This is a genomic window from Streptomyces sp. NPDC107517, assembly GCF_055582645.1.
The window spans coordinates 695,146-712,067 of the sequence record NZ_JBVJPM010000001.1 but is presented as its reverse complement, the minus strand read 5'-3'; the positions used below and the strand labels follow the sequence as shown (position 1 = coordinate 712,067).

General features: G+C 74.1%; 10 protein-coding genes. 7 read left to right on the top strand and 3 right to left on the bottom strand.

Features of this window, described 5'->3' with window-relative positions; genetic code table 11:
* Positions 1–371 precede the first annotated feature (371 nt).
* The 6 genes from ACZ67T_RS03025 to fxsT all read left to right on the top strand — a co-directional run bounded on the left by ACZ67T_RS03025 (position 372) and on the right by fxsT (position 11,899).
* The gene (locus tag ACZ67T_RS03025) at positions 372–1,703 is read left to right on the top strand and encodes a type VII secretion protein (protein WP_469981214.1); all 1,332 of its coding nucleotides are present in this window, start codon (positions 372–374) and stop codon (positions 1,701–1,703) included.
* Between the two features lie 122 nt (positions 1,704–1,825).
* Positions 1,826–3,697 carry an AMP-dependent synthetase/ligase gene (locus ACZ67T_RS03020; protein ID WP_469981213.1) on the top strand — a complete coding sequence of 624 codons (1,872 nt, stop codon included), beginning with the start codon at positions 1,826–1,828 and terminating at the stop codon, positions 3,695–3,697.
* A gap of 180 nt (positions 3,698–3,877) precedes the next feature.
* A complete protein-coding gene (locus tag ACZ67T_RS03015; protein WP_469981212.1) occupies positions 3,878–4,867 on the top strand; it encodes an effector-associated domain 2-containing protein in 990 nt (329 codons plus the stop codon).
* Positions 4,864–6,366: a VMAP-C domain-containing protein gene (locus ACZ67T_RS03010; protein WP_469981211.1), complete on the top strand. Its 1,503-nt coding sequence runs from the start codon at positions 4,864–4,866 to the stop codon at positions 6,364–6,366. Before ACZ67T_RS03015 ends, ACZ67T_RS03010 begins: the two co-directional genes overlap by 4 nt.
* Positions 6,363–7,472 carry an AAA family ATPase gene (locus ACZ67T_RS03005; protein WP_469981210.1) on the top strand — a complete coding sequence of 370 codons (1,110 nt, stop codon included), beginning with the start codon at positions 6,363–6,365 and terminating at the stop codon, positions 7,470–7,472. Before ACZ67T_RS03010 ends, ACZ67T_RS03005 begins: the two co-directional genes overlap by 4 nt.
* Positions 7,469–11,899 (top strand): FxSxx-COOH system tetratricopeptide repeat protein, encoded by a 4,431-nt coding sequence (fxsT, locus tag ACZ67T_RS03000; RefSeq protein ID WP_469981209.1) that lies wholly within the window; start codon positions 7,469–7,471, stop codon positions 11,897–11,899. The genes ACZ67T_RS03005 and fxsT overlap by 4 nt, the downstream gene beginning before the upstream one ends.
* Before the next feature lie 14 nt (positions 11,900–11,913).
* On the opposite strand, the gene ACZ67T_RS02995 is transcribed toward fxsT, so the two are convergent.
* From ACZ67T_RS02995 to fxsA, 3 genes are read right to left on the bottom strand one after another with little or no spacing between them, the layout of a single operon-like run.
* Positions 11,914–13,584, bottom strand: coding sequence for an aKG-HExxH-type peptide beta-hydroxylase (locus ACZ67T_RS02995; protein ID WP_469981376.1), 1,671 nt, complete (start codon positions 13,582–13,584; stop codon positions 11,914–11,916).
* A gap of 5 nt (positions 13,585–13,589) precedes the next feature.
* Positions 13,590–14,846 carry an FxsB family cyclophane-forming radical SAM/SPASM peptide maturase gene (locus ACZ67T_RS02990; RefSeq protein WP_469981208.1) on the bottom strand — a complete coding sequence of 419 codons (1,257 nt, stop codon included), beginning with the start codon at positions 14,844–14,846 and terminating at the stop codon, positions 13,590–13,592.
* Entirely contained in the window at positions 14,843–15,055 is a 213-nt protein-coding gene (fxsA, locus tag ACZ67T_RS02985; RefSeq protein WP_383080540.1) for an FxSxx-COOH cyclophane-containing RiPP peptide, read from the bottom strand. Before fxsA ends, ACZ67T_RS02990 begins: the two co-directional genes overlap by 4 nt.
* Positions 15,056–15,295: 240 nt before the next feature.
* On the opposite strand from fxsA, the gene ACZ67T_RS02980 reads away from it, so the two are divergent.
* A complete protein-coding gene (locus ACZ67T_RS02980; protein WP_469981207.1) occupies positions 15,296–16,891 on the top strand; it encodes a chloride channel protein in 1,596 nt (531 codons plus the stop codon).
* Positions 16,892–16,922: the final 31 nt, after the last annotated feature.

Sequence of the window (16,922 nt, the reverse complement as noted above, 5' to 3'; positions counted from 1 at the left end):
AGGGAGCGGCGGAGCCCTCGGTGGCGCCTCCGCCCGCCCCCGGGCGCGCACCGCTTCCGCGCAGGCGCCCCAATACGTCTCCGTCACCGGACGCGGGCCCCGGCCCGTCGCCCTCACCTCCTCTCGACCCGGACGACGACGCTGCAGGTGAACCGATGTCCCCTACGGCCACCCCGGCTCCACGCCGGACGGCGTCACTGGCGGCACGCCTCGCGGCGGGCCGTGCGGACCGACCGGCTCCGCCGACGGACGCGGACGCGGTACCGGTCCCGGCGGCATCGACCGACGCCCCCGCCGACGCCCCGCCGGCCCCGAACCTCCCGGCGCCAAAGCCCGGACCCGGCAGCACGCGCACGTCATCCCTGCCGAACGTGTCCATAGAGATCGACAAGAAGGCCACCCCCACACCCGCGCCCCCGCCCGGCATCACGGACGCCGTGCCCGTCCCGGTGGCAGCCACGCACCCCCCGGCCCCGGACACCCCCACTCCCGTCCCCCAAGCCGGCATCAGGGACGCCGCACCCGTCCTCGTCGCAGCCACCCACCCCCCGGCCCCGGACGCCCCGACACCTGTCCCCCAAGCCGGCATCAGGGACGCCGCACCCACCCCCGACGCGCCCGCCCCGCCCCCGAACCCCCCGGCCTCCCACCTCCCCTCCGCCCCGCCTCCCTCAGGACTCCCCGCCCCCTACACCCCCGCGCCCGCGCCGACCGCTCAGCCGTACGCGCCCGCACCCCACCCCCCGGTCGCCCCCACCCCCCGCTCGCGGAACCCCCGGCTCCCCGCCTTCACCCCCGAGTCCGTCCCCACCGTCGACCCGCGGCTGGCCGGGGCGCTCGGGCGGGCTCACCACGGGGACACCGTGGCCAGGCGCACGGGGCATTCGCTGCGCAGGATCGCCTCGTCCGCCGCGCCGGGAGCGTCCGAAGAGACGCGTCTGGCGCGGGAGGTGCAGCAGCCGGTCGCCAACGGCCGGGTGGTCGCCGTGACTTCCATCCGCGGCGGCGTGGGCAAGACCACCGTGTCCGCCCTCCTCGCCCGCACCCTCAACCACTACCGGCACGACCCGGTGCTCGCGCTGGAGGCGGATGCCGCACTCGGCACGCTGCCCGTGCGGCTGGGCGCCGAGTCGGTGCGCTGGTCGTGCCCCGACCTCGCGCAGATCCTCAAACCGTCCATGCGACTCACCGACGTCACCGGCTATCTCGTGCCGGTCACCGACGGCGGCTGGCTGCTGCCGGCGAGCCAGGGCCGCGTCGGTGCCCCGCTGGACATACGCACGTACCGGACGGTGTCGCTCGCGCTGCGGCGCTACTTCGCGGTGACGGTCGTGGACTGCGAGACGCTGCCGGGCGAGGTGGCGCGTACGGCGATGGACACGGCGCACGCGCGCGTGGTGGTCGCCCCGATGACGGTGGAAGGTGTGGGCGGCACGCGCGTGGTGCTCGACTGGCTGGCGCAGCTCCCGAAGGCGGCCCTGGCCAGTACCGTCGTCGCGCTCACGTCGAGCGCGCCCGACATGACGCTCGACCTGAAGGCGGCGACCGCGCATCTGCGCGAGACGGGAGTCGCGGTGGTGCATCTGCCGTACGACCGTCATCTGGCGGCGGGAGGCCCGATCCGGACGGCGCTCCTGTCGGAGGCGACACGCCGCGCGGCCACGGGGCTTGCGGCCGAGGCGGTGCAGCGGGCGGCGAGGTAACGGGGCGCGCCGGCGGACGCACCGCCCGGCCCCGGAACGAAAGGCCCTAGGCACTCGCCCTCGCAGGGGGTAGCTTGCGCTGCCAACGGTTCGGTCCTGACCGCCGCCACGGAAGGGGACCCATGCAGCAGTTCACCGTCCCGCGCCTCGTCGAGCCACCGCGTTCGGGCGGGCTCGCCGACTCCGTGTTCGCGACGGCCGAACGCGAGCCGGGACGCGTCCAGTTCTCACGCCCGGGCGACAGCCGTGGCGGGGGCACGTGGATTCCTGTCACCGCCGCCGCGTTCTGCGACGACGTGCTCGCCGTCGCCCGCGGCCTCCTCGCGAACGGGGTCCGTCTCGGTGACCGCGTGGCCCTCATGTCCCGTACCCGCTACGAGTGGACGCTCCTCGCGTACGCGCTGTGGACCGTCGGCGCCGAGGTCGTCCCCGTGTACCCCACGTCGTCCGTGGAGCAGGTCCGGTGGATCCTCCAGGACACGGGCGCGACCGGCATCGTCGTGGAGAACGAGAACCACGCGATGACCGTGGCCGCCGCGTACGGCTCACAGAACGCGCTCACGCGGATCTGGCAGCTCGACAGCGGCTGCGTGGCGGCGCTCGCCGACGACGGCGTGGGCGTGGCCGACGAGGACGTGCACCGGCGGCGCGCGGCCGTCGCCCCGAAGAACCCGGCGGCCATCTGCTACACCTCCGGCACCACGGGCCGCCCCAAGGGCTGTGTCATCACGCACGCGAACCTCGCGTCCGAGTGCGACAACCTGCTGGCCGGCTGGAGCAGCCTCCTCGATGCTCCCGGCGAACCCCCCTCGCTGCTCGCGTTCCTGCCGCTGTCGCACTGCTACGGCCTGATGGTCGTCGTCGGCTCGGTACGGGGCGGTGTGCATGTGGCGCACCAGCCCGATCTCTCCCCCGAGAGCCTCCTGCCGGCGCTCGCGTCGTTCCGGCCCACGTTCCTGTTCGGGGTCCCGTACATCTTCGAGACGGTCCTCGCCAGGTCCCGTGCGGCCGCGCAGCACGCGGGTCACGGCACGCTGTTCCGCAGGGCGGCGCAGGTCGCGGTGCGGTACGCGGAGGCGGCGGAGCGGCAGTCGCTCGGGCGCGGGCAGGGGCCGGGGCCGCGGCTCAGACTGCGGCACGCGGTGTACGAGCGGCTGGTGTACGCGAAGCTGCGCGCGGTCCTCGGCGGGCGGGTGCGGCACGCGGTGTCGGGCGGTTCGCCGCTGTCCCGCGAGACGGGTCTGTTCTTCGCCGGTGCCGGCATCACGGTCCACGACGGTTACGGCCTCACCGAGACGACGGCGGCGGTGACCGCTCAGCCGGTCGGCGCGGTCCGCTTCGGCACGGTGGGCCGGCCGCTTCCCGGGTGCTCCGTGCACATCGCGGGCGACGGCGAGATCTGGGTCAGCGGCGACGTCGTGTTCTCGGGATATCTCAACGACCCGAAGGCGACGCGAACGGCGCTGCACGGCGACTGGTTCGCGACCGGGGACCTCGGGCATCTCGACGACGGCTATCTCGTCATCACCGGCCGCAAGAAGGACGTCATCATCACGAGCGGCGGAAAGACCATGTCGCCGCTGGTCCTGGAGGAGGAGCTGCGGAGCCACCCGCTGATCTCGCAGTGCGTCGTCGTCGGCGACAACAGGCCGTACGTGGCCGCGCTCATCACCCTCGACCCGCAGGCCCTGCACCACTGGCAGCGCCTCAAGGGCCGCGCCCCGGCCGAACCGGGCACGCTGACCGAGGACGAGGAACTGCGCGCGCAGATCCAGCGTGCCGTCTCGCGGGCGAACACCCGGGTCTCGCGGGCGGAGTCGATCCGTGAATTCCGCATCCTGGCGGCCGAGTTCACACCGGACACGGGCCTGCTCACACCGTCGCTGAAGCTGCGCCGGAGCGCGGTCCTGGCCGCGTACGCGCAGGACGTGGAGCGGCTGTACACGCCCCGCGCGGCGGCGTCGTTCGCGCGGGAGCCGTTCGGCCGGCGCTGACGTTCCCCGTGTCACGCGTCAACCACGACCCGATTGCCTCACCCTCACCGGGGTATGGCCTGGCTAGCATGGAAGCACGGAGCGACCAGTGGTCGCAGCGCTGTCACCATCGGGCAGAATCCGCCCGCATCCGTCGGGAACGGTCGGATTCGGGCAGGCGGGGGATCGGGGGACGCACGGGTGGCGCACACGGGGGTTGCGGCGGTGCCGCGGGGGGCGGCGGACACCTGGCGGGTACGGATACGCGGCGCCGGAGGCACGCCCGTAGGCGCGGGCGTCCTGATATCCGGCGAACGCGTTCTGACCTGTGCCCATGTCGCACGGACCGCGCTCAGGCTCGCCGAGGACGAGAGCCCGGCCGGCGCTGAACTCGCCCTGGACTTCCCCGGGTCCACGACGCGCGAGCCGGTCGCGGCGTCGGTCGCTCCGCAGGGCTGGGCCCCGCCTGTCGACGGGCGCGGCGACGTGGCCGTACTGACACTGCACGGCTCGGCGCCCGACGACTGCGCGCCCGCGCCCCTGCGCGCCTGCGGCCCGGCCGGGGACCGCATCGTGCGGGTCTTCGGACAGCCGCAGGCCGCGGGGCCCGGACGGTGGGTACGGGTCCAGCTCGTCGGCTCGGGCGGACTGAGCCCCGACTGGGTGCAGTTCGAGGGCGTGACCCAGCTCGGCGACCGTGTGCAGCAGGGCTTCAGCGGGGCGGGCGCCGTCGACGCGGCCGGGGACGTGCTCGGCATCGTCGTCGCCGAGGACCTGCGGGCGGCGCAGCGCACGGGGTGGCTGATCCCCGTCGAGGCGGCGGCACGCTACTGCCCGTTGATTTCCGGTGCCGTGACCTCCCTCGGACACACGCCGAGTTGGCCGCCGCAGACGGAGCGGGAGCTCACTTCGGCCCTGGTCCGCATCGCCAGCATGTACGACCCGCAGCGCCGTGAGCGGATCCTGCGCGACACCGGCGACGACGTGGCGCTGCTCGCCGTCCGCTCGCAGGTGCTCCTGGAGGACGTACGCGCCGTGGTCGCCGTCTGCCTCCAGTACGCGGACGGCATCGACCGGCTGGCCGCGGCCCTGCGCTGGTACGAGCACGGCTCCCTGGCCATGCGGGAGTTCGAGCGCGTACTGGCACGGCTGCGGGGCGACGGCGGCATGACGCAGGAACCGGCGTCATGACGGCGGCGGCACCGACGCGCGCGGATCTCTACTGGGAACTGGCCCGCCGGCTCACCGAGGTGCACGGCGTCAGCGACGCGGCCCCCCGGGCCCGCGCCCTGCGCGCGGTCGAGGAGCGCTTCGGGCCGGTCGAGGCGGCCAGGTCGAACATGCTGATCGAGGACCTCACCGAGGTGCTGCGGGCGTGCGACCAGCGCCAGGGCGGGCTGCGCGCCTACCTGGAGGAGATCGGCCGCCACCGCACCAACACCGTGGCGTGGGGCGCCGTCGAGGAGGTCTACCGGCGGCTGCACCCGGTCCGGCTCCTTGCACCGGCCGACTACGACGCACTGGCCGGCCTGCTCAAACAGTGCTCGACAGCCGATGGCTTGCGGGCGCTCGCCCTGCGGTTCCTGCCCTTCGTCCCCGACCCGGACACGTACGGGGACGACCGCGCCGACCCCGTCGACGCCCTGCTCACCGCCTTCGAGGACGCGGCGCACATGGAGGACGAGCCGCACCCCCTGCTCGCGTTCGTCGAGGCGGTCGCGGTGCGCGAAGAGGGCGCGGCGGCACAGCAGTTGACGGTCTGGAACCGCCGCGTGGCACGGCGGCTGGGCTGCGCGGACGGCCAGCTGCAGAGGGTCCGTGCCGTCGAAGCCGCATACGCGGGGCGCCCGTTCGAGCCGAGTCGGCTGCTCATGGAGATCGTGTCGCACCCCGCGGCCCCCGACGAGTTCCACATACGCGGCTGGCTCCTCGCGCCCGGCGAGGGGCCTCGCGCCCTGCTCGGGGACCGCAAGGTCACCTCGCTGCGGCGCTTGGAGGAGATGGTCGCCGCGCTGCACCAGCTCACTCTGGACGAACTCGGCGAACTGAGCGCTGGACTGCGGGTCGAGTTCATGCTCCCGCGCCCGCTGCTGTGGCTCGCGGTCGACCAGATCATGGTGCGCCCTTCGGGGTCCGTGGCCCGCCCCCTCGGCGCCGACCACACCGTCCTGGTCCGCAGCCGCGACCGGCTCCGCAACCGCCACTGGTGGCCCGCCCTCCGTCGCCGCCTGAACTGGCTTGAGCTGCACCCCGAGGAACGTTTCGACGACGCGGCCGTCCAGTACGTGCCGCACGGCGGGAAACTGTCCCCCGCGGCGCTCGTCGCCCAACTCCGTCACGCCGAGACGCCGGTGTGCTTTGTCCTGTTCGAACCCCCGCAGTACACGGGCGACATGGCCGATGATCCGGTCACGGCGCTCCTGGAGGCGGGCATCCCGGCGATCGTCGCGGTCCGGGGCAACGGGGACCACGAGAACGCGCGTCTCGAACTGTGGAAAGTTCTCGACGGGAGGCTGGACGCGCTCCCGGAGCGGGTACGTGTCCTGAGGGGCGGCGTCGGCCCGGCGGGCGGCGCGTTGTCAACCCTGGACCTGCATCGCCACGTCACCCTAGTGTGGGACAGCCGTGACGGACTGGAGGGGGCGGAGGCCGTACTGGGGCATCCGCGGACCGGGGGTGGCATTCCATGAACGGGGACTCGACCGGCCGACAGGGCACTCCGCCACCGGCGGACCCCTCCTGGTGGGTCTTCCACGACAGCGGGGCACATCACTCCCCCGGCGACCCCCTGCCGCCGCTCCCTGCCGCACCGCCCTGGCGGCGCTTCAAGCCGGGCACCCCGGGCACCGCGATGACGGTCCCGGTGCCCCACGAGAGCACGGAGGCGGACCGCCGGCTCGGCAAGCGGCGCGGCGGCACCCTCGACCGCAAGGTCCTCGAACTCGTCAACGCCGCCATCCACTTGCGCCGCCCGCTGCTCGTGAGCGGCCGTCCCGGCACCGGCAAGTCCAGCCTCGCGTACCAGATCGCCTCCGAGCTCGGCCTCGGGCGCGTGCTGTGGTGGCCCGTCGTGAGCCGTACGTCGCTGCGGGACGGGCTCTACGACTACGACGCCATCGGCCGGGTGCAGGACGCGCCTCCCCCGTCCTCCGCCGCACGCCAACCGGTGCCCGCCAAAGGCGAGTTGGGCAGCAGCCGGCCTCTTCCGGACATCGGCAGGTATCTCACGCTCGGGCCGCTCGGCACGGCGCTGCTGCCGTGGGCGCGGCCCCGGGTCCTGCTGATCGACGAGCTCGACAAGGCCGACATCGACCTTCCGAACGATCTGCTCCACACCTTCGAGGAGGGCGAGTTCCGGATCAGGGAGCTGGAGCGGCTCGCCCAGTCGCGCCGTGAGGTCTCCGTCGCCACGGCCGACCATGCCGCGCCGGTCACCGTCCGGGACGGGCAGGTCCGCTGCCGGGAGTTCCCCGTTGTCGTGATCACGAGCAACGGCGAGCGTGAGTTCTCACCGGCCTTCCGGCGCAGGTGCCTCGAAGTGGAGATGACCGACCCCGACGAGCGGCGTCTTGCCGCCATGGTCGAGTCCCACTTCGGGGAGTCGGTCGACCCCCGCGCGGCGGAGCTCGTCCGCGGGTTCCTTGAGCACCGCGGCGACAGCGGACAGCTCGCCGCCGACCAGCTGCTCAACACGGTGCACCTGCTGACCAACGGCGCCGCCGACGCCGACGACGGATCCTGGGAGCAGCTCCGCGACGCGCTGTGGCGCAGCCTGGCAACGGACTCCTCGCCATGACGGGCACCGGCCGGGTCCCCACGGCCCGCGAGTGGGCGGAGGCGCTCTGGCTCGCGGAGCGGATCGGTACCGACGCGCCGCCGGGCGAGGCGCCGCGGGACGCCTCTCGGGTGCCACCAGCCATCGAAGCGCTCACGCCGCCGGGAGGGGACAGCGAGCTGTTACCCGAAGCACCGGCACCGCGCCCGCACCGCGAGGAGCCGTACGAGAGCGAATACGGGAGCGGATACGGGCCGGACGCTGAGACAGCCCCGCCCGGTCCTGCGTACAGCTTCGGCTTCGCCCCCGGCCCCACCCCCGATGTGTTCGACGCCGACACCCGCCCCGGTGTCCTGCGCTCGCCCCAGAGACTCGCCCGCGCCCTGCGCCCCTTCAATCGCCGTGTCCGCGACCGCCACCGGCAGGCCCTCGACGAGGAGGCGACGGCCGAGCGCGCCGCCGAACTCGGGCAGTGGAGCCCGGTGCTGAACGGTGTGCCGGACCGCTGGTTCGAGGTAGCGCTCGTCGTCGAACAGAGCGTGTCGATGTCGGTCTGGCAGGGCGTCGCCCGTGAACTGTTCACGCTCCTGCAGCGCCAGGGCGCCTTCGCCGACCTGCGGATCTGGCGCCTCGACACCGGCGACGGAAAATCGGCCGTGCTGCGGCCCGAAGGCGGCGGCGCGCGGCGCGGGCCCGCCGAGCTGTTCCACCCCGAGGGCCGGCGCCTGGTCCTCGTACTGAGCGACTGCGTCGGCGACGCGTGGGCGGGCGGCGCCGTGCCGCGGCTCCTGCACACCTGGGCGCGGCGCGCCCCGGTCGCCGTGCTCCAGCCGCTGCCGGCCCGGCTGTGGGACCTGTGCGAGGGCGTCCCGCTCGACCTGCGGCTGCGCGGCGCGGCACCGGGACTGCCGAATGCGCGGCTCCAACTGCGCCGCCGCGGCCGCTGGGCGCGCCCCTGCGACACGGGCGGACCCGTGCCCGTACCGGTCCTCGAACTGGAGCCGTCGTGGCTCGCCGGCTGGGTTCGGCTCGTCACGGGTGAGGCCACGCCGTGGTGCGAGGCCGCCGTGCTCCTCCTCGACGAGCAGGGCCTCGACCCCGAGTGCCTGCCCCCGTTCCCGTGGGAGGAGCGACGTCGGCCCGTCCCGCCCGACCAGGCCGTACGGCGCTTCCTGCACTTCGCGTCGCCCGCCGCGCGCCGCCTCGCCGCGCGGCTGGCGATGGTGCCGCTCCAGCCCAGCGTCGTGGACGCTGTCCGCCGCCAGGTCACCCGGGTCGCGGGGCCGCTGCCCTTCGCGGAGATCCTCCTCGGCGGCCTGCTGTCCCTGCGTCCCGAGCGGGCGGGCACGGGCGTCGCGGAACCGGCGTACGAGTTCCTCGACGGCGTGCGCGGGCGGCTGCTGCGCGGGCTCGGGCGCGCCGAAATCCTTCGAATGCTCCAGGAGGTGACGGCGGTCGCCGCGCGCGCGACGGGGGCGAGGCCGGGGCTCCTGGGCACGCTGGTCGCGACGCCCGCGGGCCTGGACGGGGCGGAACTGAGCGGCCCGGAACGCGAGTTGCTCGAAGCGGCGCGGGGCGCGCTCACCGCGCTCGGGCCGTCGTACCGGGAGGCGTTGGACCGCGTGGTCCCGCCTCGCTCGTTCGTCGCGTGGCCGGGTGGGGAAGAGACGCAGGGGAGCGGCGCTCCCCGCCCGGATCCGCCCGGTGGGGACGCGGCGCCCCCCGGGGCTCAGCAGCCCGGGACAGCGGACTCGAACTCGGAGGAAGAGCCTGTGGACCGCACCGCATCGCCCCTGGGACAGGCCCCGCCGGAGACCGAGCGGCCGGGCGAGCAGGCCCCGGACGGCGCCGATGCCAACGGGGCGGCGGACTCCGGCGACGGCGGCGGAGGGAGCGGACCGGGCGGCGGTTCCGCGGGCGTGGTGCCCCCACACGGACCGCGCCCGCCGGGCGGACCCGCCCGCCTGCCCCGCTCGATGCCCCTGCCCAACGCGCACTTCGCGGGCCGCGAGGACGAACTGCACGCACTGCGCAGGCTGCTCGGCGGCGGCGGTCAGGCCGCGGTCCTGCCGCAGGCGCTCTACGGACTGGGCGGCGTCGGCAAGACCCGCCTCGCCATCGAGTACATCCACCGCCACCACCAGGAGTACGAGCGGGTGTGGTGGATCGACGCCGAGCAGCCGTCCGTCATCCGCGAGCAGCTCGCCTCGATCGCGCCGGAGCTGGGCGCTGCCGCGGAAGGGCCCGGCGACGTGGTCGACCGAGTCCTGGCGGCACTGTCGGCGGGGACCCCGTACAAGCGGTGGCTCCTGGTCATGGACAACGCGGGTTCCCCGGAAGAGGTGACCCCGTACATCCCCTCGCTCCTCGGCGTGCCGGACGGGGTGGGGCACGTCCTCGTGACCTCGCGGCGTTCGGGGTGGGCGGACCGGGTGCGCGCGCTGCGCGTGGACGTGTTCAGCCGGGAGGAGAGCATCGGGTTCCTGCGTGCGCGCACGCCGTGGACGAGTCAGGACGAAGCGGAGCGCCTCGCCGAGTCGCTGGGTGACCTGCCGCTCGCCCTCGAGCAGTGCGCGGCGCTCCAGACGCAGACGGGCATCGCGGCGCAGGACTACCTGGAGATGATCGAGAACCGGATGCCGGAGCTGCTCGCGGAGCCCACGGTCTCCGGAGCACAGCCGGTGGCGGCCGTGTTCCGCACGACCATGGAGGCGCTGCGCGAGCAGCACCCGGGCGCGCTCGAACTGCTGCGCCTGTTCGCGTTTTTCGGGCCCGAGCCGATCGCCCAGTCCTTCCTGCACGACGCCCGGCTCCTTCAGCTGCCGGGGCCGCTCGCGGCGGTCGCGAGGGATCCCCTGGAGCGGGGCCGCACCATCCGTGCCATCAACCAGTTCTCTCTGCTGACCGTCAACAGCGCCGCGGGCACGGTGCAGTTGCACCGCCTGCTGCGCGGCGTCCTCCAGGACGAGCTGTCCGAGGACGAGCGCACCGCGATGCGGCACCTGGCGCACCGGGTGATCGCCGCGCACGACCCGGGCGACTCGCAGCGCCCCGAACACTGGCGCAACTACGCGGAGATCCTGCCCCACATCGAGCCCTCGGGTCTCCTCGACAGTGAGGACCGCGACACCCGCGCCACCGTGCTCGCCATCCTCGGCTATCTCATCGCGCGCGGCGACTTCCGCGGCTCGTCGACCCTCGCCCGCCGCGTCGCCGACACCTGGCGCGTGACGCTCGGCCCCGACGACCTCCAGACTCTGTGGACGCTCCGTCAACAGGCCAGCGCGCATTGGCAGTTGTCGGAGTTCGTCGAGTCCCGGCAGATCAACGAGGACATTCTGGCGCGGCTGCGGGCGACGGTCGGCGACGACCACGAGTACACCCTGACCGTGGCGGGCGCGGCCGCGGCCGACCTGCGCGCCGCGGGACGCTTCACCGAGGCGCTCGCCCTGGACGAGGACGCGTACGAGCGCAGTGTGCGGCTGTACGGCGCCGGGGAGCCGTACACGCTGCGCGTCGGGCACAACTACGGCGTGAGCCTGCGCGTCAACGGCCTGTACGCGGAGGCCCTCGCCCTCGACGAGCAGGTGTACGGCGACCGTGTGACGGCGCTCGGCGCCACCGCGCGCTCCACCCTGTTCTCCGTCAACAACGTGGCCCGCGACATGCGGGAGTGCGGTCGGTACGCGGAGGCGCTCGCCCTTCAGGAACGGACCCTTCAGCAGTACCGCGAGCAGTACGGGGACGACCATCCGCACACCCTGCGCGCCATCAAGAACATGTCGGTGACCTGCCGAAAGGCCGGCGAGTTCGAGCGGGGCCTCGCGCTGGCGCAGCAGGTGCTCGGCCTGTACCGGACCCATTTCGGACCGCGGCACATCGACACTCTCGCCGCGCTGACCAACCTCTCCAACGACCTGCGGCTCACCGGCGATCCGCAGGCAGCCCGCCAGGCCGCAGTGAGCGCCCTCGTGGACTACCGCGCGATTCTCGGCGAAGCGCATCCGCTGACCTCGACGGCGGCCGTCAACCACGGGGCGGCGCTGCGGGCGGCGGGCGAGCCCGCGGAGGCGCTGCGCCTGGACCGCTCGACGGTGGCCGTGCTCGCGCGTGCGGTGCCGGACAACCATCCGTGGCTGCTGCTGGCCCGGGTCAATCTCGCCACGGACCTGACGAGGGCGGGCGACCACGACCAGGCCCGCACGCTCGGGGCCGACACGGCGGCGAAGCTGGAGGCCCGCTACGGCGACCGCCATCCGTCGGTCCTGGCCGCGCTGCGCAACCTCGCCCTGGACATGACCGCTTCCGGCGACACGCAGGAGGGAGCCGACCTGCTCGCCTCCGTGCGCCGCCGCTATCTCGACACGCTCGGCTCCGAGCACCCGGAGAGCCGGGACGCGGCGGCCGGAATCCGCGCGGAGTGCGACATCGAGCCGCCCCCGCTGTAGTCACCGACCACCAGTCACCGCTCGGCGGACCCCCCTACTGACCGCTCGCCGGGCGCCGCCCACGGCGCGAGCCGGCGGGCGGTGGCCAGCAGGCCCGCCGGTACCCCGGGTCCGGCGACCCGCGCGTGCACCGCCCGTACGAGTTCCGGCACGGCCACCAGCGCGCGGGCACCGCGGTCCGCCGCCTCGACGACCTTCCCGGCGAGCCGGGCGACGGCATCGTCCGCGTCCCCGGCCCCGTCGGCGTCAAGCCACTCTTCCGCCGCGTCGCCGAGGCGCGCCCCGGCTCCCGGCGGGAACTCCACGGAGTCCGCGGCGAACCGGCACGCGCCCGCCGCCGGTGGCGCGGCCATGTCCCTGCCGTGGCGGACGGCGTCGGCCAGCTCCTCGACCACCCGCGGATCCGCCCACGAGTGCCGCAGCCTCCAACGCACTCGATGCTGAGCCGCTGCCCCCAACTCCCTCGCCAGTACGGCAGGTTCTACCCGCGTGGTCTCCCAGGAGGTAAGGGCGCGTGCCAGGCTGCCGAGGAGCCGCCGGCCGTGTTCGGTGGGCCAGGGCTCCCGGGCGAGGGAGGTCACGGCGGTGCCTGCCGTGAGACGCCAGCGCACAAACCGGGCCTGCGCGTTGGGATTGCCGAGCAGTAGCTCCCGGTGCCAGAAGCTCGCCGTGGCGTGGAAGGCGCAGGCTCCCTGGAGGAGCGCGGACGGCGGTCGCGGACGGTCGCTCCACGGGGCGTAGCGCAGCTCCCCCGGCGCGGGGGTGAGGAGTTCGGTGAGGTCGAGAAGGGCGTAGAGGGCGGAGTGCCGCGCCTCGTGGACCAGTGCGGCCGCGAGTTCGGCCGGGTCGTCGAGGGGGGCCAGGGCAGCGAGGCCCACCGCGTCGCCGAAGGAGGCGCTGAGCCAGGGTCCTGCGGCGCCGGGCAGGGCGTCGAGGGGGACGACGGCCGTGATGGTGCCGCTCACCGCGGTGGCCTGAGCGGGATGGCGTTCGACCAGATGGCGCCAGGCGGCATCGAGCCGTGCCTCCCATGCCTGCCGCTCCGGTGGCTCCAAGGGGTGCGGCGGCCGGGTGGGTCCGCCGAGGCGCAGCGGGTCGAGGGCGTCGATCCGCACCGGCCAGCGGTGACCACGGTGATCGAGCGTGAGGTGCCGCACCGGTTCCCAGCCCGGCTCGCGCCCCTGCGGACCGTCCGGAACGCGCACCACGGCGCCTGCCGCGCACACCCGCGTGCCCCACGCGCCCCGCTCCACCAGCGCCGTCGAAGCGCCAGGCGCAACAGCGACGACACCGAGCCCTGGAAGCGTCAGCACTCCGTGCTGCACCGGCACTTCGAGCCGGAAACCCGCCCGGCTGCGGTGCCCCGCGACCGCGGCGAGCGCACAGACGTCGGCCCGGCCGCCTTCGCGCACGGCCCGGGCGAGGCGCGCGCCGGTTGCGGGGTCCTCGATCAGGGACGTGAACACGTCGGGCGCGTGGGTCCTCACGGCCGAGAGCACCGCGACCGCCGCGCCCCATGCGCCGTCGGCTCCCCCACGCTCGTGGAGCGCCCTGAGGAGCAGGAGGTTGCGGCTGCCCCTCGCGGCGCGCAGCAGGCGCGGCGTCGCCGTGTCGGGCCGCTCCGACACGAGGCTGTCCCAGATGTCGTCGGGCAGGGCGAGCGACGGCACACCGTGCACGACCACGGCGCTCAAGGCCGCGCCTTCGCGTGGCACTCGCGGGCGCGACGGAGGTCGTCCCCGACCACCCCCGCGACATGGCTGATCAGCGCCATGAGGTCCGGGCAGTAGACGGACCGGTCGAGATAGCCGGAGCCGGCGCGGTAGCGGTGCGGGTAGTGGCCCCCTCCGCAGACCGATACGACGGGGCACTCGCGGCAGCGCCCGCACAGCCCGTCCGGGCCCAGCTGCCGCGCCACGACACCGGGATGGTCGAGCAGCGCGTCGAAGGTGTCGTTCTCGACGTCGTACCCGCTCCGGTCTGCGCGGTCGTACGCCGTCTTGAGCTGGTCGGACAGGGTGAGCGTGCCGTCGGTGTCGACGACGGCGAGCTGCGAGGGCGCCCCGCCGATGGTCTCGGTCCTCGTGGGCCCGCCGAGGAGCAGGTCGAGCAGCGACTCGAACAGAGAGATCCGTACGGGTGGCCCGGGTGTCGCCCCGTACCAGCGGTCGAAGACGGCGATGAGCCATTCGGCGTACGGCACGTTCGTCTCTTCGGGTCCCCTGCCGGGCGGGCGGTGCGTCCAGTTGCCCAGAGGGAGCAGCAGCCGGATCGCGGGCGGCTGGTAAGTGAGGAGGTGCTCGTACGTGGCGACGGGGTCGGCGCTGACGTCGACGGTGCACAGGATTCCGCCCCAGACGGCGCGGTTCTCGGGCAGGCCGAGGAGGCGCAGGGCGCCGGCGACGCGGGCGTGGCTGCCGTGGCCCGCCGCGTCACGCCGGAACCGGTCGTGGACGTCGCGCGCCCCGTCGAGGCTCACGCCGAGCTGGACGCGTTCCTCGTGGCACAGGCGCAGACAGTCGGCGTCCACGCGGGTGCCGTTGGTCTGGATCACGACGTCGCAGTGCGTGGATCGCGGGAGCAGCTCCCGCAGACGGCGAACGAAGCGGCGCAGGAACTCCGGTCCCGCCAGGAGGGGTTCGCCGCCATGGAGGATGACGCGCAGGGAAGGCAGGGCGTGGGTGGCGGCGTGTTCGGCGATGCGGCGACAGGCGCGTTCTGCGGTGCCGGCGCTCATGGTGACGGGCTGGGTACGCCAGGCCTGGTCCTGGGCCTCGTACACGTAGCAGTAGCGGCAGGCGAGGTTGCAGCGACTGTGGACCTTGACCACGAACTCCCGGAAGGGCAGCGGCTGTTGGCCTGATGCGCGCAGGGCCGATACGTCCAGGACGCCGTCGGGCCACTCAAGTGCGGCCTCGCGCGTGCCCTGGAGGGGGACGCTTGTCACGCGCCCGGACCGTCCGGCCCGAGGCGGTCCGGCAGTGAGTCCCCGCCCGAGTCGTACGCGGCGACCGGCGCCTCCTCACCCTCCAGCTGCCGCAGCACTCTCCCGAGCGCCTGGGACAGTGCGGAGTCGGTCCCCTCCAGGATCTCCTCCAGCGACAGGTCCGCGAGATCCGGAACGTCCGCCGCGCACCGACCCGGCCTTCCCCGCATGTGCTCCCCCTGTGACAGCGCCCTGGTTACCCGATGACCATTCGTTCAGAATAGCGAATAGATAAGCCCGGGCAGAGTCCTCAACAGGGCATGTCCGCGCGGCAGTTAAGCTGACGGCCGCGGTTCGCGACGCGGATCCGCATGTTCACCGCCCGGGTGGTTCCGCGCCACCGGGGACTCGCACGGGCGGCCGGTGGGCAGCCATGCAAGCGTGATCGTCGGGTGACGGGGAGAATGCCGGTGGAGTGGGCTCAGCGCGACAGGGGCGGGACCCCGGCGAACCCGGACGCCGGGCCGGTGAGCGGGCCGTGGTGGCGCCATCCCCTCACGCCGCCGCCCGACGACTCCCTGCCGCGGTGGATCGTCCCGTCCGCCCTCATCGGCGTCGTCGCGGGACTCGGCGCGGCGGCTCTCTTCGGCCTCCTGCACCTGTGCACGCGGTGGATCCTGGAGTACGTCGGCGGCTATCACCCCTATCTGACCTCGGCGGAGGGCGGGTTCCGCACGCTGACCGGTTCGAGCCATCCGTGGGCGGTCCCGCTGGTCGCCGCCGGTGGCGCGCTCCTGGCCACGCTCCTCGTGGTGTGGCTGGCCCCCGAGGCGCGTGGCCACGGCACCGACGCGGCGATCGCCGCCGCGCACCACGACCCGTCGGGCATGCGGGGCCGGGTGACGGTGGTGAAGCTCATGGCTTCGGCCCTGACCATCGGTTCGGGCGGTTCGGGCGGCACGGAGGGGCCCGCGGCGCAGATCTCGGCGGCGTTCGGCTCGGTGATCGCGCGCCGTACGGGCATGACGCGGCAGCAGGCGCGCACCGCGCTGGTCATCGGTCTCGCGTCCGGCGTCGGCGCGATCTTCCAGGCGCCGCTCGGCGGAGCCCTCCTCGGCGCGGAGCTGCTCTACCGCAAGGACATGGACCCGAAGGTGCTGCCCCAGGCGCTCATCGCGGCGTGCACGGGCTGGCTGGCGTTCGGCGCGGTCTTCGGCTTCGCCCCGATCCTGGGCACGCAGGGCGTCCACGGGTACGGATTCGCGGACTTCGCACTCGTCGCCGTGGTCGGCGTCGCGGCGGGGCTGGCGGGCCGTCTGTACGCGGGCACCTTCTACGCCGTGCACAATCGCGTCGAGTCCCGGGCCCGTACCGTCGTCTCCCGCCTCGCCGCCCCCACCTGTGCGGCACTCCTCGTCGGCGCGCTCGGCCTCGCCGTCCCGGGTGTGCTCGGCACCGGCTACGGCCTGATGGAGGCGTTGACGCACCGCCAGATCCTGCTGGACATGCCGCTGTACCTGGTCCTGCTGCTTCCGTTCGCGAAGATCGTGGGCACGTCCCTGACGGTCGGATCGGGCGGGTCGGGCGGCATCTTCGGCCCGTGCATGGTCGTCGGCGCCGGTGTGGGGGCGGCGGTGTGGCGCCTCGCGGAGCCGTCGGGACTGGCCCCGCACAGCCCGATGCTTCTGGTCGTCGCGGGCATGGCCGCCTGCCTGGGGCCGGTGGCCCACGCCCCGCTCGGTGTCCTCCTCATGGCGGTGGAGATGGTGGGCGACGCATCGCTGCTCGGGCCGGGCATCCTGGCGGTCCTGTGCGCGAGCGCGGTCATCGGCCGTACGACGCTGTACCGCAGCCAGCTGGAACACCGTACGGACGAACCCTCCACCGGGACCCGGCTCCCCCGACCGGGGCACGACCGGGCCGAACCATCGGCACCAGCCGTACCATCGGCAGCGCCGGCGGCACCGGCACCGAAGCCGAGCCCGACGCCCGCAGCCGCTCCCGAACCCGCCCCCACCCCCGAACCCGTCGCCAGGTCCGTGTCACCGGAGAGCGCCAGGGACTGAGCCGCAGTCCGGCCGTACTGCTCCCTCTCAC